Source organism: Streptomyces sp. NPDC055025, assembly GCF_053608565.1.
Genome location: NZ_JBSGVS010000046.1, coordinates 61426 through 80657, shown reverse-complemented (window position 1 = coordinate 80657; position 19232 = coordinate 61426). Strand labels below are relative to the sequence as shown.

General features: G+C 71.0%; 15 protein-coding genes. 6 read left to right on the top strand and 9 right to left on the bottom strand.

What is annotated here, in order from left to right; genetic code table 11:
• Nucleotides 1-32 precede the first annotated feature (32 nt).
• From ACWGDX_RS26525 to ACWGDX_RS26505, 5 genes are all read right to left on the bottom strand, one after another.
• Nucleotides 33-662, bottom strand: coding sequence for an HAD-IA family hydrolase (locus ACWGDX_RS26525; RefSeq protein WP_453629429.1), 630 nt, complete (start codon nt 660-662; stop codon nt 33-35).
• Nucleotides 659-2005 (bottom strand): helix-turn-helix domain-containing protein, encoded by a 1347-nt coding sequence (locus ACWGDX_RS26520; RefSeq protein ID WP_453629427.1) that lies wholly within the window; start codon nt 2003-2005, stop codon nt 659-661. Before ACWGDX_RS26520 ends, ACWGDX_RS26525 begins: the two co-directional genes overlap by 4 nt.
• 125 nt (nt 2006-2130) lie before the next feature.
• Entirely contained in the window at nt 2131-3213 is a 1083-nt protein-coding gene (locus ACWGDX_RS26515) for a WxL protein peptidoglycan domain-containing protein (RefSeq protein WP_453629425.1), read from the bottom strand.
• Between the two features lie 75 nt (nt 3214-3288).
• Complete coding sequence (locus tag ACWGDX_RS26510; protein WP_453629423.1) at nt 3289-5265, bottom strand: fibronectin type III domain-containing protein; 1977 nt, start codon at nt 5263-5265, stop codon at nt 3289-3291.
• Between the two features lie 133 nt (nt 5266-5398).
• The gene (locus ACWGDX_RS26505) at nt 5399-6616 is read right to left on the bottom strand and encodes a HupE/UreJ family protein (protein ID WP_453629422.1); all 1218 of its coding nucleotides are present in this window, start codon (nt 6614-6616) and stop codon (nt 5399-5401) included.
• Nucleotides 6617-6817: 201 nt separating this feature from the next.
• Between ACWGDX_RS26505 and ACWGDX_RS26500 the strand changes: the two genes are divergently transcribed.
• Nucleotides 6818-7483 (top strand): hypothetical protein, encoded by a 666-nt coding sequence (locus ACWGDX_RS26500; protein WP_453629420.1) that lies wholly within the window; start codon nt 6818-6820, stop codon nt 7481-7483.
• A gap of 212 nt (nt 7484-7695) precedes the next feature.
• Here ACWGDX_RS26500 and ACWGDX_RS26495 read toward each other — a convergent pair whose 3' ends face one another.
• A complete protein-coding gene (locus ACWGDX_RS26495) occupies nt 7696-7872 on the bottom strand; it encodes a hypothetical protein (protein WP_453629418.1) in 177 nt (58 codons plus the stop codon).
• 236 nt (nt 7873-8108) lie between these two features.
• Here ACWGDX_RS26495 and ACWGDX_RS26490 point away from each other — a divergent pair, with 236 nt between their 5' ends.
• Together ACWGDX_RS26490 and ACWGDX_RS26485 are read left to right on the top strand one after the other, a co-directional pair.
• Nucleotides 8109-11057 (top strand): AfsR/SARP family transcriptional regulator, encoded by a 2949-nt coding sequence (locus tag ACWGDX_RS26490; RefSeq protein WP_453629416.1) that lies wholly within the window; start codon nt 8109-8111, stop codon nt 11055-11057.
• 197 nt (nt 11058-11254) lie between these two features.
• Nucleotides 11255-11479, top strand: coding sequence for a hypothetical protein (locus tag ACWGDX_RS26485; protein WP_382862880.1), 225 nt, complete (start codon nt 11255-11257; stop codon nt 11477-11479).
• A gap of 231 nt (nt 11480-11710) precedes the next feature.
• On the opposite strand, the gene ACWGDX_RS26480 is transcribed toward ACWGDX_RS26485, so the two are convergent.
• Nucleotides 11711-12274, bottom strand: coding sequence for a hypothetical protein (locus ACWGDX_RS26480; RefSeq protein WP_453629414.1), 564 nt, complete (start codon nt 12272-12274; stop codon nt 11711-11713).
• A gap of 161 nt (nt 12275-12435) precedes the next feature.
• Between ACWGDX_RS26480 and ACWGDX_RS26475 the strand changes: the two genes are divergently transcribed.
• Nucleotides 12436-13191: a hypothetical protein gene (locus ACWGDX_RS26475; RefSeq protein WP_453629412.1), complete on the top strand. Its 756-nt coding sequence runs from the start codon at nt 12436-12438 to the stop codon at nt 13189-13191.
• A 110-nt stretch (nt 13192-13301) separates the two neighbouring features.
• Here ACWGDX_RS26475 and ACWGDX_RS26470 read toward each other — a convergent pair whose 3' ends face one another.
• Both ACWGDX_RS26470 and ACWGDX_RS26465 read right to left on the bottom strand, forming a co-directional pair.
• The gene (locus ACWGDX_RS26470; protein WP_453629411.1) at nt 13302-15905 is read right to left on the bottom strand and encodes an outer membrane protein assembly factor BamB family protein; all 2604 of its coding nucleotides are present in this window, start codon (nt 15903-15905) and stop codon (nt 13302-13304) included.
• Nucleotides 15906-16248: 343 nt separating this feature from the next.
• Nucleotides 16249-17148, bottom strand: a complete 900-nt coding sequence (locus ACWGDX_RS26465; protein ID WP_453629409.1) for a VOC family protein — start codon at nt 17146-17148, stop codon at nt 16249-16251.
• Between the two features lie 369 nt (nt 17149-17517).
• Between ACWGDX_RS26465 and ACWGDX_RS26460 the strand changes: the two genes are divergently transcribed.
• Entirely contained in the window at nt 17518-18165 is a 648-nt protein-coding gene (locus tag ACWGDX_RS26460) for a TetR family transcriptional regulator (RefSeq protein ID WP_363079231.1), read from the top strand.
• Nucleotides 18166-18480: 315 nt separating this feature from the next.
• Nucleotides 18481-19092, top strand: a complete 612-nt coding sequence (locus ACWGDX_RS26455) for a pyridoxine/pyridoxamine 5'-phosphate oxidase (RefSeq protein ID WP_453629445.1) — start codon at nt 18481-18483, stop codon at nt 19090-19092.
• Nucleotides 19093-19232: the final 140 nt, after the last annotated feature.

Genomic DNA, 19232 nt, shown 5'->3' with positions numbered 1-19232 from the left:
GTTGCGGGCCCGCAACCCGGCTGCGGGTCGGTCTAGACCTGCTCGGTGAGTGGGATGCCGAGGACGGCTTCCATCCGCGCGATCGTGTCCGCCGGGTTCTCGGCGAGGATGGCGGCGATGCCGAGTTCCTCGGCGGGCGGGAGGTTGCGGGCGGTGTCATCGACGAACACGCACGCCTCGCCCGGCAGGTCCATCAGTCCGAGCACGATCCGGTAGAGCTCCGGGTCGGGCTTGCGCATCCTGTAGTCCTCGGAGATCAGCACCGCGTCGTAGTTCGCGGCCAGGTCATAGCCGCCGTAGACGTCGTACGGCTCCGCACCCAGGCTGTTGGAGAAGATCCCGACCTTGACCCCCGCGGCTCGGGCCGCCTGAGCCGCGGCGATCACCGACGGCTCCGGGTGCAGGTCCTCCAGGACACGGCCGAGCAGATTGGTGCCGTCAATGCCGAGCAGCGCGGCCGTGCGCTCGTTCCACTGAACCTGGCTGATCGCTCCGCGCTCCAGGTCCGCGTACAAGGCGGCGCCTTGCGGATCCTTGGCGATGACGGACAAGAAGGTGCCCTCCGGCAGACCCGCCCGCCGGTCGAAGGCGAGCGCGCACGCGGCCACGCTGGTGGTCAGCACCCCGCCGAAGTCGAGGATCAGTCCCGTACGGCGGCTCACATCGCACTCCTGGCGGCCTTCAACTGGGTCCGCGTCTCGATCAGGTGCTCGCTCAGGCTGCGCGTCTCCACGGTCCCGCTTCCCCGCAAGGTGCGGTGAAGTTCCGTGACGCGCCGCAGCGTCTCGCCGTGCTGGACCTGCTCGACCAGGTCCAGAGCGGCATGACCGTCCTCGCAAGCCTGGCCGACGTGCCCGGCTCCGGCATGCGCCTCCGCACGGGAAATGAACGCGGTACAGCGATGCCGCAGCATCTCCGGCGACAGCCGGTCGATCGCCTGGTCGAGAGATGGCAGGGCCTCCTCGTAGCGGCCGAGCCGCACCAGGTCGCTTCCCTCGTAGGCGTCTGCTTTGGACAGGTCGAACCAGGCGATTCCGCCCCAGCGTTCGTCGTCCAAAGAGCCGGACAGCAGAGAGCGCGAAGCTTCGATCGAGGTCCGGAAGCCGTGCTCGTCGCCGGTGGAGGAATACATCTCCGAGGCGACCGCGTTCGTCCACGCCCGCATCCGTACCGACGCCCCGCGCTCGGCGGCGTCCACTGCGGCGAGCGCATAGTCCAGGCCACCGTCGGGATCGCCGCCGTACGACGTGCCGAAGGCCCGGCCGGCGAGGATCAGCGCGGACAACTCCACGCTGCCGATCTCCCTGGCGATCTGGAAGCCCAGGTCCATGTACGCATCGGCCTGTTCTTGATCGCCCAGGTCCAGCGACAGCAGGACCGCCGCGAGCGCCGCCATCTCGGCCATGTGGGCCAGAAGCGAGGTGCGCAGTTGAGCGGGCTGGGTCTTCGGCTTGAGCGAGGTCACCAACTGAAGCTGTCCATGGGCGACCGGGACGAGCGCGGAGGCCGGGAAGGACTTGTACGACCTGCGGTAGCCGGCGCCGATGGACCGTAACTCGTCCACCGTCGCCTGGTCCACGGTGCCACTCCGCGACCGGTGGACCTGAGCCCGGGCGTCAGGAGACAGGCCGGCGACGGCAGCGGTCAGACCCGCCAGGGAGCCGAGGGCGAAGCTACGTCGAAGCACAGTCTCAGAGCTTTCCGGATCGGACGGCACCGCGAGTGCCGAAGGCGGGGAAGGCATATGTGATCTGGATGACTGTGCCATCACATCGGCTCCGGCGTATCGGACATCAAACGCCAGGATGTGATCCACGGTCAGGCCCAGCGCCTGGGCCATCCGCTCAGCCAGACTCACGCTGTCCAGCGGGATCACTCCGCGCTCCACTTGGCCCACCCACGACTCGGACCGGTCGACCGCGGCGGCGAGTTCACGCTGATACAGACCTCTGCGCCGCCGCCCTCTTTCGATGCGATCGCCGATGATCTTGTCGATCTCCGCCACCGGACACACCCTCCGCAGCCTGTGGTCGAACCACTACGAAGGGCAACCGTACGTGCTGGAACCGCTCTGCCGACAGCGGACCCGGCAGCGGCGGCGGCCGGGCTGCCGTCGGACTGTGTGTGCCGTCAGTTCTGGCGCGCCTGCTCCTTGTCGCGGAGCGCCTGTTCGACGGCGTTCTGTACGCGGGCGTCCTCGCGGAGTTTGCGGCGGGCGCGGGTGCGGCGGGTGAGGAGGAGTGCGGCGACGGCGGCCGCGATCAGTACGACGAGCAGGATCAGCAGCGTCCAGGGGACGGCCCAGCCGTGTGCCGTCGCCTCGACCGGCTTGAGCGAGGTGGTGGAGCCCGACGCGTCGGTGAGCACGGGGGTGAGGGTCGCGGTCGCGGTCAGGCTGACCGCGGACGCCACGCCGTGGACGGGCACCTTGGTCTTCCAGCTCTCGCCCGGGAGGAGGTCCGGCGGCGGGGCGATGTCGCCGGCTTCGGCCTTCAGCCAGCCGAACGGGCCCGAGACCGAAACGGTCTGCTTGCCCGACAGGATGGCGTTGCCGGTGTTGTGGATCGTGTAGGTGACGGTGGCGTCGCCCTTGCCGAACGGGTTGGACGAGCCGGTGTGGTCCACGTGGAGGTCCTCGATCGCGAGCTTCGGCTTGAGCTCGCCGCTGACCCGCAGCTTGACCCGGATACCGAGGCGCCGGTCGACGTTGATGCCCTCGGCCTCGTCGGACTGCTTGAGGGAGGTGAGGATGCCGCCCACGTAGTCGCCGGGCGTGGCGTTGCCGGGAACGCCGACCGTGAAGGGGACTTCGGCGGACTTGCCGGGCTTGATCACGACGCTGTCGCGGGCGGCGTGGACCCAGGCGCCGATGCCGACGGACTTCTTGTCCTTGGTCAGCAGGTCGAGTTGGCCCGTGTCGGTCGTGAAGCCGTCGGCGGCGTAGACCGCGAGTTCGAGCGGGGACTTGCTGCGGTTGGTGACGACCATGGTGTCCTTGACCTGGCCACCGGGGTTGACGGCATAGCTGTAGCTGGACCGGTCGTCGCCGTACCCGTTCGCGGCCGTCCTGACCGTCCAGGTGACATCGCCGTCGGCGGCCTGAGCGGGGGCGGACCACAGGCCGGCGCCCGCGAGGGCCATGAGCAGGGGCAGGGCGACGGTACGGACGAGGGCGGTGACGCCGGTCGTGCGGCGCGTAACGGGCGTGTGCATGTCGGGGTTCTCCTGGAACGGGAGGCGGGGCAGGTCACCCGAAGGCGCCTGCCCCGCCAGGTGGAACGGGTCAGATCAGCTGCTCAGCGCAGTGATCGTGAGAGTGGCGCGGTAGCCACCCTTCTCGACGCTGTCCGGGATCTTCAGACCCAGGTCGGCGCCCAGCTTGGCCGTACCCCGGGCGTGGCCCTGCTCGGCCGAACCGAGGCCGCGCGAGACCGACAGGCCCTGGCCCTGGTCGTCGTAGCTGGAGGCAACCGACACGCCGGCCTTGGAGCCCGCGCCGTTCACCAGCACCCGCGGCGTCCAGCCGAGGTAGGAGCCGGAGAACGTCTTGTCGGCGTCCTTGAAGTCGCTCACGTTGGCCGAGATCGACCAGGGAGCGAGCGAGCGGCGGGTGTCCGAGACGACGATCGGGTTGATCTTGCCGTCCGCCTCGAAGCGGTTGCCGCCCTGCTCCTCGGCGGTGCCGAGGTCGACCAGGCCGTTGTAGCCGTCGATCGTCCAGCCGAACTCGCCCGGAGCGGCGTTCGGCACGTTGACCTGGAGGTCCTGGCCGTCGCCGTGGAACGGGTGCACGGTCACCTTGTCGACGAGCGAGCCGACCGGCTGGCCCTCAGGGGTGTTGTTGCACCAGTTGCCCTTCTCCACCGAGGCGTTCGGAGCGGCACAGGTGCCACTGCGGACGTTCTCGACGACGAGCTTGTCGCTGCGCACCTGGACCTTGACGTAGGTGCGGACGTGCTCCTGGTTCTGAACCGAGTTGTACCAGTAGCTGTCCGGGTTCAGCGGGTCCGCACCGTTGCCGGCGCCGCTCGTGCCGCTGCTGTCCGGCTTCGTGATGTCGTAGTACTTCGAGCCCGAGGCGGAGTTCCCCGTCACGTAGAGGACACCGCCGGGACCGGCGTACACGTCGGAGGCGCCGGGCTGCTCGGCCGGGTTCGCCTTCTCGCCGTTCTTGATCAGGTAGCTGCGCGAGTAGCTGTGGTCGTGGCCCTGGAGAACCAGGTCGACACCGAGCTTGGAGAAGGTCGTCGGGAAGTCGACCCGGCGGACCTTGTTGTCGGAGTCCTTGGCGTGGTCGGCCGGCGAGTAGATCGCGTGGTGGTAGGTGAGCACCTTCCACTTGGCCTCGGCGCCGTGCTTGTTGATGACGTCGGTGACGTAGGCGAGGTGCGCCGCGTCGCCGCCGCCACCCTGCGAGGTGGCGTAGCTGTTGCTGTTGAGGTCGATGAACAGGACATCCTTGTAGATGTACCAGTAGTCACCGCCGGAGGTGTTGGACGCCGGGTTCCCGTTGGAGTACAGCGGGGCCGAACGGTCCGTGTTCGGGGTGGAGAAGTGCTGCTCGTAGGCCTTGCCACCGACGTCGTGGTTGCCGATGGTGGCGGCCCAGGGGTACTGGCGCAGCTTGTCGGGTGCCAGGAAGGAGTTCCACTGGGACTCGTTGTTGGCGGTCTCGACCTGGTCGCCGCCCGACACCAGGAGTTCGGCGTTCGGGTTGGCCGCCAGCGAGACGTCCACGGTGTCCTGCCAGCCGGCCTGGTCCTTCGCCAGGTCGCCGGACGAGCCGATCTGCGGGTCGCCGTAGAACAGGAAGTCGTAGTCGCCCTCGAAGTCCTGCGTCTTGAAGGAGTAGCCCGTGGACCAGTTGCCCTCGGAGCCGACGCGGTAGGAGTACTGCGTGTTCTCCTTCAGGCCGGTGATGGTCGCGTGGCGGTTGAAGCCACCGCTGGTGGCGATGTTCGCGCCGCCGATGGCGTCGAAGGTCGCGGCGTCGGCCGGGAACTCGCCGTTGACGAGCGCCGCGGTCGGGGCGACCTGGAGCTTCTGCGCGGTGTCGGCCGAGGAGTACCAGGTCACCGTGCGCTGGGTCTCGTTGGCGCCCACACCGAGGATGATGCCGGTGAGCGACGCGGGGTCGGCGGCGGCGGCGGGGGACGCCATTCCGCTGCCGAGGGCCACGCTCAGGCCCAGAACTGCCGCGGTGACCCCGGTGGCCACGCGACGCCGCACAAGCCCGGAGGCCTGTGTCGAAGGTCTAGATCTCATCAGTTTACGTTCCTTTTACCCACATGGGTGGATGTATTGGGAATCAAAACCTCGCGGTCCATGGTGAACCGGAGATAAATGGGAACTTCGGGCCAGCTGAACTTCTGGCCTTCCGGAGGGGATGGCTCCGGTCTCACAGTCCGAACAGCCGCTGCGCGAACCACACCAGTCCCATGACGGACACACCCGCGGAGATCACACCGGTCACCCAGAGACCGGTCGTCGGCGCACGGCGCCGGAGCAGGGTCAGCAGCGGGAAGACAAGGGCGATGATGGTCAACTGCACGGCCTCGATACCGACGTTGAACACCAGCAGGGACCACAGCAGGGTCCACGAGAACGCCTCGTCGATTCCCAGCGCGCCCGCGAAGCCCAGGCCGTGCACGAGGCCGAAGCAGAACACGACCCCGAGACGGAGCCAGCCCGCACGGTCCAGGCTGAAGTGACCGCGTCCCGCCGCCCCGTCGAGGTCGAGCTCGGCGGCACGGCCGCCGCCCCGCCGGATCTGCCAGAGGTACCAGCCCGCGACCACGGCGATCGACAGCGCGATGACGGGCTCCACGACCTTCGAGGGCACGTCGACCAGACCGAGGGCCGCGAGCATGAACGTCACCGAGTGCGCCAGGGTGAAACTCGTGGCCGCGAGCACGATCTCACGCAGCCGCCGCGACCCCGCGATGAGCGCCAGCAGGAACAGGATGTGGTCGATCCCGCCCAGCAGATGCTCGGCGCCCAGCCGGAAGAACTCCCAGAACCGCTCGTACCACGCCTGCCCCATCGAGAAGGACGGATGGGCGGCGTCGAGCGCGGCGCTGCCCGAGCGGCCGTCGATCTCGTAGGTGACGATCGTCTTGGTGCCCTTGACATACGTCTCGGCGTCGGGGAACAGCGTGCTGCGCACCTCGGGGTCGGCGCCCCCCTCGGGACAGGCCCAGTCGAGCAGCAGCCCGGCGTACGGTACGCCCTCCTGCCGGCCCATAGTGAAGTCGCCGACCCGGGTCGGCGCGCAGGCCGCTCCGTTCGAGGTGACCGAAAAGCGCTTGGTGACATACGAGACGGCCGACTCGGCGTGGGTGTTGAGCGCCGCGGCCTGGGCACCGGTGTCACCCGCCTCGAACGCCCCGTTCCCCGACCGGAAGAGAGGGTCGTCGCCTTCGGAGTCGGCGGCGGACACGACGAACAGGTCGTACTCAAGCCGTAGTTTCGTTCGCATATGCCCCCCTTCACCCGAGGTGACGTCGGCATATACGGTCGAGGTGAATCCATGGGCCTGCGCCGACGGACCGAAGCTCAGGAGAGCGATCACCGCGGCGGTGACCCCGACGAGGGCGCGGCGGAGGCGTTGTGACATGTGGCTGGCTCCTTCAGGTTGCCAGTGCACGGTGCATGTCACGGATGAACGGGAACCAGCCAAATGACGAAGAGCGGAAAAACAACCGCGAGAACGACACCCGTGGATGAAGACGACAGAAGCCGGGATAGCAGGATGTAGGCGTCCTGTCCCCATCACCCGCCACCACCACTCGCCACCACCACTCGGAGGACGATCGCCTTGCGCCCCCACCTTCGGGCCGCTGCCACCCTGGCCGCGGCAGCCGCCCTGGTCACCGGATGCAGCTCCGGCGACGACTGGTCACAGCCGCGTCCCGCGCCCAGCGCCGTCGGCACTCTCGGCCCGGGGTTCGTCGACCCCTCCGTCCCGCTCGCTCCGGAGGCGACCGCGACGCCGCGGCCCGGCTCCTGGACCGGGGTCCACCCGTCGGAGGACTACCGCGTGGTCCTGCTCACCGCCGGCGACGACCGTCCGACCAAGGCCCTGGTGAAGGCGGTCGAGGACTGGGCCGAGGAGGAGCACGTCGACCTCAGAACGGTGGCCGCCGACAACCCGCACGACTTCATACCCAGCATCACCGAAGCCATGGACATGCGCCCCGACCTCATCGTCAGCGCGGGCAACGACCTGATCGACCCCCTCGCGATGGTCACCCCCAACCACCTGTCACAGCCGTTCCTCGTCGTGGGCGCGGAGCTGGCCGAGCCCACCGGCAATGTCACGGCGGTCGACTGGTCCGGCGCGTCGTTCCGTGGCGAGGGGCTCGGCGCGTCCTCGACGTACGACCCCGCCTCGTTCACCGGCGCGCGCTGCTCGGCCGCCATCAGAGCGGGCGTCGCGGCCGTGCTCAACGACCTGACCGGGATCGTGCTCTGGCTCGACTAGGCCCTGTCCGGTCGATCTTCGTGGATCAGCCCGGGGCGGCTGGTGCGGTACATCGCAAGGCGGAGGATCGCCCGTGTACTGGACGTACTCGGGCGACTCCGACAACGCGGCGAGGTGCCGTGCCAGGCGTTCCGGGCCCGCGAAGACCGGCCGGACAGGGCCTAGGTCCTGTCCGGTGGGTCCTGCGGTGCTGGTTCCGGCGGCGTCCGGCCTCAGGAATCCTTTCCGCCCGTCTCGAAGGCCCACCGCTCCCGGGGAGGGCGCCGGGCGAAGGCGTCCTGGTGGCGCGGGCTCCGGCGCTGCCAGGGCTCGTAGCCGCCGATCCACCGTTCCAGGGCGTACGCGTAGTGGACGGCCGCCGACGTCTCCGGCACGACCGGCGCGTGCACGCGTTGAACGCACGCGTCGAGGCGCCTTGGACGCACGCGGCCGTCCGTCCCATGCCGGGCGTCTTCCGGTCACGCGAACCGGTGGCGTTCCTTCCGCGCCCCCGGCCTCCGTCTCCGCCACGGCCGCGCCGATCCTGTCGAAGCCTTGTGCAGACCCTCACTCACTGCTGACGATCCGCCTCCGACAAGGCAGACTGTCGAGGGCGATACCGGCAGCACCGGGAGCAGGGGGAGCTATGGACCGTGACGGCGGGCCGCGCGTACCGGAGCAGCGGGCTCCGGGCGTGCCGGGGGACACCGCGGAACTGCGCTTCAGCGTGCTCGGACCCGTACGCGCCTGGCGCGGCGGCGAGACGCTGCCGTCCGGGTCGCCCCAGCAACGCGCCCTGCTCGTCGCCCTGCTGATGCGTGACGGCCGCACCGCGACCGCCGGTGAGCTGATCGACGCGCTCTGGGGCGACGAACCGCCCTCGCAGGCGCTCGCCGCCGTACGGACGTACGCCTCCCGGCTGCGCAAGGTGCTCAGCCCCGGCGTACTGATCACCGAGGCCGGCGGTTACGCCCTGCGGACCCGGTCCGACTCCCTCGATCTGAACGTGGCCCAGGAGCTGGCCGCGGACGCGGACAAGGCGCGCGCCGCCGGTGACCGCTATCTGGCCCGGACCCTGATCAACAAGTCGCTGGGGCTGTGGGACGGCGAGGCGCTCGCCTCCGTACCCGGCCCCTACGCCGACAACCAGCGCACCCGTCTTGAGGAATGGCGCCTCCAGCTCACCGAGACCCGCCTCGATCTCGATCTGGAGGTCGGCCGGCACGCGGAGGCCGTCTCCGAGCTGACCGCGCTCACCGCCGCGCACCCGCTGCGCGAACGGCTGCGCGAGCTGCTGATGCTGGCCCTCTACCGCAGCGGCCGGCAGGCCGAGGCGCTCGCCGCGTACGCCGACACCCGGCGGCTGCTCGCCGACGAACTGGGCGTCGACCCGCGCCCCGAACTCTCCCAGCTCCAGCAGCGCATACTCCAGGCGGACGCCGAGCTGGCACGGCCGGTGGAGGAGCCCGCGCCCGTCCACACCGTCCGGCGGCCCGCCCAGCTCCCGGCCACGGTGCCGGACTTCACCGGCCGGGCCTCCTTCGTACGGGAACTGAGCGGCCGGCTCGCCTCCGCCGAGGGATCCGTGATGGCCGTCTCCGCGCTCGCGGGCATCGGCGGCGTCGGCAAGACGACGCTGGCGGTGCATGTCGCGCACGCGGCGCGATCGCACTTCCCGGACGGCCAGTTGTACGTGGACCTCCAGGGGGCGGGCGCGCGGGCGGCGGAGCCGGAGACCGTCCTGGGCGCGTTCCTGCGGGCGCTGGGCACACCCGACACCGATATCCCCGACTCGCTCGACGAACGCTCCGCGCTCTACCGCTCCACGCTCGACGGCCGGCGCATCCTCGTCCTGCTGGACAACGCGCACGACGCCGCGCAGGTCCGCCCGCTGCTGCCCGGTACGGAGGGGTGCGCGGCGCTGGTCACCAGCCGGGTACGGATGGTCGACCTGGCCGGCGCGCATCTCGTCGACCTCGATGTGATGTCGCCCGAGGAGGCGCTCCAGCTCTTCACCCGAATCGTCGGCGAGGAGCGGGTCACCTCGGAGCGCAAGGCCGCGCTGGACGTGGTCGCGGCGTGCGGCTTCCTTCCGCTGGCGATCCGCATCGCGGCGTCGCGCCTCGCGGCCCGCCGCACCTGGACGGTCTCGGTCCTGGCGGCGAAGCTCGCGGACGAGCGGCGGCGGCTGGACGAGCTCCAGGCGGGCGATCTCGCGGTCAAGGCGACGTTCGAACTCGGCTACGGCGCGCTGGAGCCGGCCCAGGCCCGTGCCTTCCGGCTGCTGGGCCTGGCGGACGGCCCCGACCTCTCCCTGGCCGCTGCCGCCGCCGTCCTGGACCTGCCCCTCCAGGACACCGAGGACCTGCTGGAGTCGCTGGTCGACACCTCCCTGCTGGAATCCGCGGCCCCTGGCCGCTACCGCTACCACGACCTCGTACGCCTCTACGCCCGCGCCTGCGCGGAACGCGACGAACAGCCCCCGTCGGAGGGGGAGTCGGCGATGTCGCGGCTGCTGGACTTCTATCTGGCGACGGCGGCCCGGGTGTACGCGCTGGAGCGGCCGGGGGACCGTCTGGTGGACCATCTGGAGCCGACGGCGTACGACGGCATCCCGTTCACCGACCGGCAGAGGGCCCTGGACTGGCTCTACACCGAGGCGAACTGCGTACTGGCCTGTGCGCAGCAGGCGGCGCGGGGGCGCCAACTGCGCCGGGCCGTCGACCTGCTGTGGGCGGCGAAGGATCTCGCGGAGTCGGGCGCCAACTCCAAGCAGTACGAATCCGCGGCGCTCTCCGCGCGGCGGGCCGCGCACGCGATGGGCGACCCCCGTGCCGAGGGACGTGCCCGGACGACGCTCACCAACGTCTATCTGGTGGCCGGCCGCTACGAGGAGGCGGACGAGGAGGCCCGGCAGGCCACCCTGCTCGCACGGGCGGCCGGGGATCCCGCGCCCATCTTCTGGGCCAACAACGACCGGGGCATCATCGCGTTCAACCAGGGGCGGCACAAGGACGCGGAGTCGTATCTGCTCCAGGCGATCGAGGACTCCCGCGCGGACCGGAACGTCCCGGGTGAGGCGAGCGCCCTGTGCAACCTCTCCCGTACGCAGCTCTCGCTCGGCCGCACCGCCAAGGCCATCTCCCTCGCCCAGGAAGGCATCGGTATATACGACCGGCTGGGGCTCACCGTGCGCCTCGCGAACGCCCGATACGCTCTGGGAGTGGCGCTCACCCATGCCGGGCGTCACACGGAGGCGCTGGACGAGCTGGACGAGGCGCTGACGAACTTCGGGAAGAACCGCCAGCGGCTCTGGGAGGGAACGACCCTCTTCCGTATGGCCGAGGCGCATCTCTCGGCCAAGCGGCCGGCGCGTGCGGCCCAGCACGCGGAGCAGGCCCTGGCGTTCGGATGCATCGGCGGTGACCGTATTCGCGCCGGCGTTCTGACGGTGCTCGGCAGGGCGCTGGAGATCCTCGGCCAGACGGACCGCGCCCGTGTCTGCTGGCACGAGGCGCTCGCGCTGTACGAAACGGTCGACGCCCCCGAGGCCACCGAGGTGAGAGGGCTTCTCACCCCGCTCAGCGCCGCTTGAACCCCCGTGTCGGGGCGTTCATCGAATGTTTATGCCTACCCGCCATGCTCGGTCCATCGATCCGTCGCGTCGGGGGGCAGGCGGATCACCGGAGGACACCGGAGTCCGAGTGAGCCTCCCACCCTCTGTCCGGCGGCACCCGGGGGAGTCGCCGGACAGAGGACCTCAAGCCAGTGCCCAACCAAGGGAGTCGAACCATGACAACCGAGAAGAACGACGACATCAAGACGATGGACAACCACACGCCTTCCACGCCCGCGAAGGCACTGATCACCACCATGGACAACCACACGCCGATCCTTCCGCCGAACGGACTCCCCAACGCCGAGGACAAGGCGGAGGGCAAGGAAGCGGCCGAGAAGCCGGCGGAGGAAGTCCTGACGACGATGGACAACCACACGCCCGCCCCGCCCAAGCCCTGACCAGTTCCCGACGGGGAGCGGCCGCGGCGGCGCGGAGGGGGAGCCGTCGCGGCCGCACGGCTTACGGGGGGACGTAGCGGAACCTGGGGGAAGCGGGGGAAGCGGGGGAAGAGACAGAGGGGCCGAGCGATTTCGCTCGGCCCCTCTGTCCATGCGCGCCCGGCGCCCTGCCCCGCCGGACGCCCCGTCTCCGCCCGGCACGGCACGGCACGGCGCGGCACGGCGCGGCGGTCAGCCCCGGGCCGTCGCCCTCGCCTCGCAGGCGCGTACGCGCGTCACCTGTTTCGGGAAGTCCATCGAGATCCGGAGCGTTTTCGACTCGCCGCTCTCCAGGGTCACTTCCGTGTCCGCCGAGTCGACGACCGTGCCCGAGGCGTCCTCGAAGTCGACGTCGATCTCGTAGACGCCCGTCGTGCCCGTGGGCGCCTCCACGCGTACCGTCGCGTAGGTGACGGCCTTCCGCTTGCCGCTCGCCCTGCGGACGCAGGTGACGACACGGGCCTGGACGGTGTCGGACGACGTGGCGTACGGGTCGGCCGTCGAACCGCTCGACGAGCCGTTGTAGTCGTCGCCGGAGCCGTAGTCCGAGTCGTAGTCCGAGTCGTAGTCCGAGCCCGAGCCCGCCCCCGCGCCCACGTACCCGCCGTTGCTCTTCTTCGAGCTGGAGCAGCCGCCTCCGCCGCCTCCGCCGCCGCCGCTCGATCCCCTGCTCTTCCCCTTGCCCGACGAGAACCCCGTCAGGGCCAGCACCACCACGACCAGTACGGCCGCGAATCTCATACGTCGACGCAGCAAAGCCGAATCCTTCCCCCGTTGTCACATGCACCTGTCAATCGCGCGCGACACCTTAACAGCGCGGCCGCAACGCCCCCACCGTCACATGGCGCGCCTCCGGTACCCGGCGTAGCGTCGTGCACCGGAGCGGGATCCGTACATCCGTGGTCAGGAGGCCGGCGATGGTCCGCAACATCATCGGTTCGATCCTCGCTCTCGCCGCCGCCGCGGCGGCCGTACTGAGCCCCTTCCTCATCTGGTTCGACGGCCGCCGGGGGCACGACTACCGCGTCTCCGACCTGTTCAACGGCATCACCGCCACCAGCTCCGCGGTCGTGGTCTCGCTGCTGCTGCCCTTCGCCTTCGCCGCGCTCGTCACCCTGATCGGACTGGTACTGCGGTCACGGCCGCTGGTGGCGCTGGCCGGGCTGATCGTGCTGGGCTTCACGGTCCTGTGGATGGTGCGCCAGGGCCAGGTGTCGGACGGGCTGAGCGTCAGCAGCGGCGGTGCCGGGCTGGGACTCGGCGTCGCGTACGCCCTCGGCGGCGGGATCGTGCTCCTTCTGGCCGCGCTGGTGATGAGCGGTCGCCACGCGCGGTTCCCGGCCCCGGAGACCCCGTACCCGGAACCGGTCCACCAGGAGCCGCGGCCCGTCCAACCGGAGCCGCGGGCCGAGGACTGGGGGCCGTACGGAGCCCATCCGTACGGTACGGACCAGTACGGCCCGACGTACGGTCAGGAGCAGGAACAGGGGCAGCGGTACGGCGGGCAGCCACAGCCGTACGGCGGGCAGTACCAGCCCCCTGTGTACGGACATCCCTGGGAAGGGCCCCACAAGTACGGGCCGCCGCAGCCCCCACAGGACGGCGACACCCAGTCCCTGCCCGTCGACAGGCCCGGCGACGACGGCCGGGACGACACGCCCCCGCGCCACTGAGGCCCCGCGCCGCGCAGCGGCACACCCCGCCCACGTCAGCGGCACGGCCACTCAGCAGCACGACCACCCAGCCACGTCAGCAGCACGCCCACCCGCCGGCGCGCCCGCGCCTACCGCGACCCGCGGCCCGTCGCCGTCCCCTTCACCGCGTCCAGCGCGTACACGCACCGGTCCTTGCTGCACGCGTACACCACACCCCGCCGCGCCACCGGCGAGCCCGTGATCTCACCGCCCGTCGCCAGCTTCCAGCGGAGCTGCCCGCCGCTCGCGTCCAGCGTGTACAGCACATGGTCGGCCGAGCCGAAGTGCAGCCTGCCGTCCGCGACGACCGGGGCGCCGATGACCTCGCCGCCCGCCGCGAAGCGCCACTTGGGCGTGCCCGTCACCGCGTCCAGCGTGTACAGCGCGCTGCCGCTGCCGACATGCACATTGCCGTCGGCGACGAGCACCGGCTCGATCGACTGGCGGGACTCCGTCGCGATACGCCACCGGTCCTTGCCGGTGGCGGCGTCGAGCGCGTACACCGTGCCGAGATAGTCGGCGAGATAGACACCGCCGCCCGTGACCGCCGGGCCGGGCGCGAAGGCCGGCGGGGAGAGGAAGACGGCGGGCGCCTCGAAGTGCCAGCGCACCCGGCCGGTCCCGATCTCGACCGACAGCACGCGCGTACCGGCGGAGACGTACAGATGCCCGTCGGAGGCGGGCCTCACCCGTACGGGCACGCCCCCGCAGGAGGCGGCGTCCCCGATGGGATACGACCACAGCTCCGCGCCCGAGCGCGCGTCCAGCGCCAGCAGCCGGGCCTCCTTCCACACGTACACCGTGCCGTCGAAGATCGCGGGCCCGGCCTCGGGCGTCTCGAAGTCCGTCTGGGCGCCGCCGGTCTCCCACAGCTTCTCGCCGGTGGACGCCTCCCACGCCTGGACACCGCCGCCGCGCGTACCGGTGACGACCGTGCCCCGGTCGACCTTGAGGGAGTACACCCAGGCGTCGGTCCTCAGCCGCCAGCGCTCGCCGCCGTCCTTGCCGTCGAGCGCGTACAGCGTCGGCCCGTCGGAGGCGTGGATACGGCCCCCGGCGACGGCCATCGCCCAGGCCACGTCCCTGGTCTTGAACTGGCGGCGCCCGGTGCCCACGTCCAGCGCGTGCACCTCGAAGGAGGTGACATAGAGCAGATCCCCGTCGACGACCGGGGTGCCCCAGACGTCGTTGGACATCCGGAACCGCCAGGGCCGCCAGCGGGCCGCGGCGCCCGCTCCCTCGGGCGGCTGGGGCTGGGTGGGCGCGGGCAGGGCGGGCGCGGCGGGGGACGGCGCGGCGCCGCCGACCGCATCCGTACCGTTCAGCCCGGCCGGCGGGCGGATCCAGCCGGTGGCGGGACCCGCGCCGGCTCCTGGGCCCACGGGGATCGCGGCGCGCGTGTCCGCGACCCGGGGGCCGGGCCCGATCGGCACCGGGGAGCCGGGCAGGCGTACGGGCCCGTCGGGAGGCGTACGGGGCGGCGAGACGGGTGGGGCCGCGGGGGCGGACGAGGCGGACGGTACGGGTGGAGCCGCCTCGGGCCGTCCGCCGTGGCGACCGCCACCGCCCTGACGGCCCCCGCCGTGCTGCCCGCCGCCGTGCTGCCCGCCGTCGTGCTGTCCCCCGCCGTGCTGCTGCCCGCCGTCGTGCTGCCCGCCGTGCCGGCCACCCTGCGGACCGCCCTCCGGGCGCCAGACCGCGTCCCAGTCCGGGGCCCGCGCGGGCCTGGGCGGCTGATGCGCGGGCGGCGGCGGTACGGGAGCGGGCTCCGCCGGGCGTACGGCCGCCGCCGGGACCCGCCCGCCGGCCCTGCGCCGCTCGATCATCGCGGTGGCCAGGTCCGGCAGCCACGCCGACGCCGTACCGCTGTCGTCGCTGCCCGAGGCGAAGAGATGGGGAGCGAGCTGCGCCTGGAGATCGGCGGGCGACGGCCGCCGTGCGGCGTCCATCTGCATGCACGACTCGATGAGGGGCCTCAGCTCGTCCGGCAGCCCCTCCAGGTCCGGTCCCTCACGCAGCAGCATGAAGACGGTCTCGACCGGGTTCGCGCCGTGGAAGGGCGCGTGTCCGGTGGCGGCGAAGACCAGCGTCGAACCGAGCGAGAAGACATCGCTCGCGCCCTTCACGCTCCGCGAGTCCCGCGCCTGCTCGGGCGACATGTACGCGGGGGTGCCGACGGCCACATTGGTCATCGTGAGCCGGGTGTTGGAGACACCGGAGGCGATACCGAAGTCGATGACCCGCGGCCCGTCCTCCACCACCAGGACGTTCGACGGCTTCAGATCGCGGTGGACGAGATTGGCGCCGTGGATCGACTGGAGCGCCTCGGCGATGCCCGCCGCCAGCCAGCGCACGCCCTGGGCCGGCATCGGGCCGCACTCGTTGACCATCTCCTCCAGCGAGGGGGCGGGCACATAAGCGGTGGCCAGCCAGGGCACCGCGGCCCGGGGATCGGCGTCCACGACGGCGGCGGTGTAGAAGCCGCTGACGGCCCGCGCCGCCTCCACCTCACGCGTGAAGCGGACCCGGAAGAGCTGGTCCTCGGCAAGCTCGGTACGTACGGTCTTGATCGCCACCCGGCGGCCCGACGCCGAGCGCGCGAGATAGACCAGCCCCATGCCGCCGGCCCCGAGCCGCCCCAGCACCTCGAAAGGGCCGATGCGTCTCGGATCGTGCTGCGTAAGCTGCTCCACTTGCCTGCCACCTCCCCGTACGGGCCACCAAGGTACGGCCCCGTGCCCCCTGATTCTTCCTGCCTGAGGCAACGGTTGCGAACCCGGGGGCGGATCGGGGTGTCTCACCTCGATCCGGACACCACATGTGTCACACCTTCACCGCTGATCGCCCGTTTATCACCGGTCTCCCCCTCCCGCGCGGCCGATCCACCGCCGCGCGCGCTCGCGGCCGGTGCCCCGCCCGGGTGCGGTTTCCGGCGTGCTCCCGGGCTCCGCCCCGGCCTCCCACCCGGCTTCCCGCATGGTCTCTGACCTGGAATCAAGTGCCTCACGCGCGGCCTCTGACCTGGACTCAGGCGCCTCACGCGCGGCCTCCGAACCCGGACTCGGACGCCTCACGCGCGGGCTCGCGCGGTCGCTCCCGCTCCGCCAGGACGGCGAAGACGGCGCCCTGGTTGTCCATCACCGCGGCCATCCGTCCGTGCTCGATGTCGAACGGGGGTGTGGTGATCCGGCCGCCGAGCCGGACGACCGTCCCCGCCGTCGTGTCGCAGTCGCTGACGGAGAAATAGACGAGGAAGTGGGCCGGCATCTCCGCGGGGAACGCGTCCGTGATGACGCTTCGTCCGCCGAACGCTGCCCCGGCCCGCGCCGGTTCCGTACCCGCCGCCGCTCCTTCGGCACCGGCCGCGCCGAACTCCGCACCGGGCGCGGCCTGTTCCGTACCGGCCGGGGACCATATGCGGAAGTCCACGGCGGCGCCGGGCAGATCGGTCCCCCGGAAGCCGAGGACCGTCTCGTAGAACGGGTCGACGCGCTCCTTGTCCCGCGTATAGAGCTCGGTCCAGCAGAAGGAACCCGGCAGGCCCCTCTTCTCGAAACCCCAGCCCTCCCGGGACTGCCAGAGCCCGAAGACCGCGCCGGCCGGGTCCGCGGCCTGCGCCATCACCCCGAACCGCCCCACGACCGTCGGTGCCCGTACGGTCCGCCCGCCTGCCCGGACGATGCGCTCGCTCAGCCCGACGGCGTCGGAGGTGGCGAAGTAGACCCCCCAGACGGTGGGCATCCTGCCGTCCTTCTTGGCGACGAGACCGGCCACGCGCCTGCCGTCGCTGAACGCCTCCGTGTAGTGCCCGTACGCCGCGCCGCTGTCCTCGCCGAAGGTCCAGCCGAACAGCTCCCCGTAGAAACGCTTGCCCGCTGCGAGATCGGGGAGCGAGACATCCACCCAGCACGGCGTGGATTCCGCGAACGTGGCCATGTCCGGATCCTTCCGTGGGTGGTAGCTGGCGTAGGGGTGGTGGCTGGCGTGTGTGGGGGGGCGGCGGCCGGGCGGCGGCCGGCGTGTGGTGCCCGTCACAGTCAACTTAATGGGCCGCGACCCCGGCCGCAGCGGATGAAATAGCGCAATTGCTCGATTATCGCAGCGTGAACCCCTCGGCACCCCGAGTTATCCACCGAAGTTATCCACAGGCTGTTGATAACACTATTCACCCGCACGTGAGCCCTGGGGGTGACAGTCCACTCCTGGGGATGACGGTCCGCGCACGCGACCCGTGCGAGAGATGGCCGGTTCCCCATTTGCACTCGGCCAAATCGCGCCTCGATCACCCCTCGGTAAGCTGACGGCATGACAGGACAAGTGCGCACCGTCGACGGCCGCGTGGCCGGTCGGCGCGGGCAGGCGACGCGGCAGAAGCTGCTCGACTGCCTCAGCGAGATGCTCAGCTCCTCGCCTTACCGGGACGTCAAAGTCATCGACGTGGCCCGGAGAGCGGGGACTTCACCCGCGACCTTCTACCAGTATTTTCCCGACGTCGAGGGCGCCGTCCTCGAAATCGCCGAGGAAATGGCCAAGGAGGGCGCCGGGTTGACCGCGCTGGTCTCCGGCCGTTCCTGGGCCGGCAAGGCCGGCTGGCAGACGTCGGAGGATCTGGTCGAGGGCTTCCTCGATTTCTGGCGCAAGCACGACGCGATCCTCCGGGTCGTCGATCTGGGCGCGGCGGAGGGCGACAAGCGGTTCAACAAGATCCGCATGAAGATCCTCAACTCCGTCACCAACTCCCTCACGGAATCGGTGAAGGAACTCCAGTCGAAGGGCCGGGTCGACAAGGACATCAGTCCGGCGGCGCTGGCCGGCTCGCTGGTCGTGATGCTCGCCTCGGTGGCCTCGCACCAGAAGAACTTCCAGAGCTGGGGCGTGAAGCAGGCCGAGCTGAAGCCGAATCTCGCGCTTCTGGTCCATCTCGGCATCACCGGCAGAAAGCCCACGAAGTAGGTCACCAGCGAGCCGGCGCATCGGCCGGCGGGCACGGTACGGGCGTGCCCTCTCTGTCCTGTCACGCCGACGGCGGATCACATCTCTGATCCCTGTCGGCGCTCCCGTATCTGGAACCCTTTCGTTCATCCGGAACACTTCCGTTTCCTGCACGCCGAGAGCGGAGGTCGCACAGCGCCCATGAACGACAGCGAGAACGCCCAAGAGCACGACCACGAGCACAAGCACAAGCACGAGCGGAACGCCGGACGCGCGGACGAGGACGGCGCCCAGGAGGCCTTCCGGGCCCTGCTGCGCGACCAGCGGGTCTGGGACATGGAGCGGCTGCCCGTGTTCGATCCGGCCATCGCGCCCGAGGAGCCGCTGCCGCTCTTCCGGCGGTGGTTCACCGAGGCGGTGGCGGCCGGGCAGCCCGAACCGCACACCATGACGCTGGCCACCGCCGACGAGCGCGGCCGGCCCGATGTACGCACCCTGATGCTGCACGACGCGGACCGCCGCGGCTGGCACTTCGCCACGCACGCGACCAGCCGCAAGGGCCGGCAACTGGCCGCCCGCCCCGAGGCCGCCCTCGGCTTCTACTGGCCGGCCCAGGCCCGCGCCGTACGGATCCGGGGCACCGTCCGCGGCGCCGGCCGCGAGGAGAGCGACGCGGATCTGCGGGTGCGCTCGACGGGCGCGCTGGCCTCCGCGCTGGTGGGACGGCAGAGCGAAGTGCTCGGTTCGGCGGAGGAGTTGGCGCGAGCGAGCGAGGCCGCGTGGGAGCGGGCCCGGCGCGACCCGGCCGCGCAGGCCGCGTCGTGGACGGCGTATGTCCTGGTGCCGGACGAGGTGGAGTTCTTCCAGGGGGACGCGCGCAGACGCCATGTACGGCTGCGCTACGGACGCGAAGGCAGCGGGTGGGTGAGGAAGTTGCTCTGGCCGTAGCTCAGGCCGCAGCTCCGGCCATGCCTACGGCAGTAGCCACGGCCCCGGGGACAGACCCGCCACCGGACCGCGCGTCACCGCACCCCGTCCCGTCCCGGGTGAGCGTGATCGATTCGCAACCGATTTCCCCTCTTGACCGA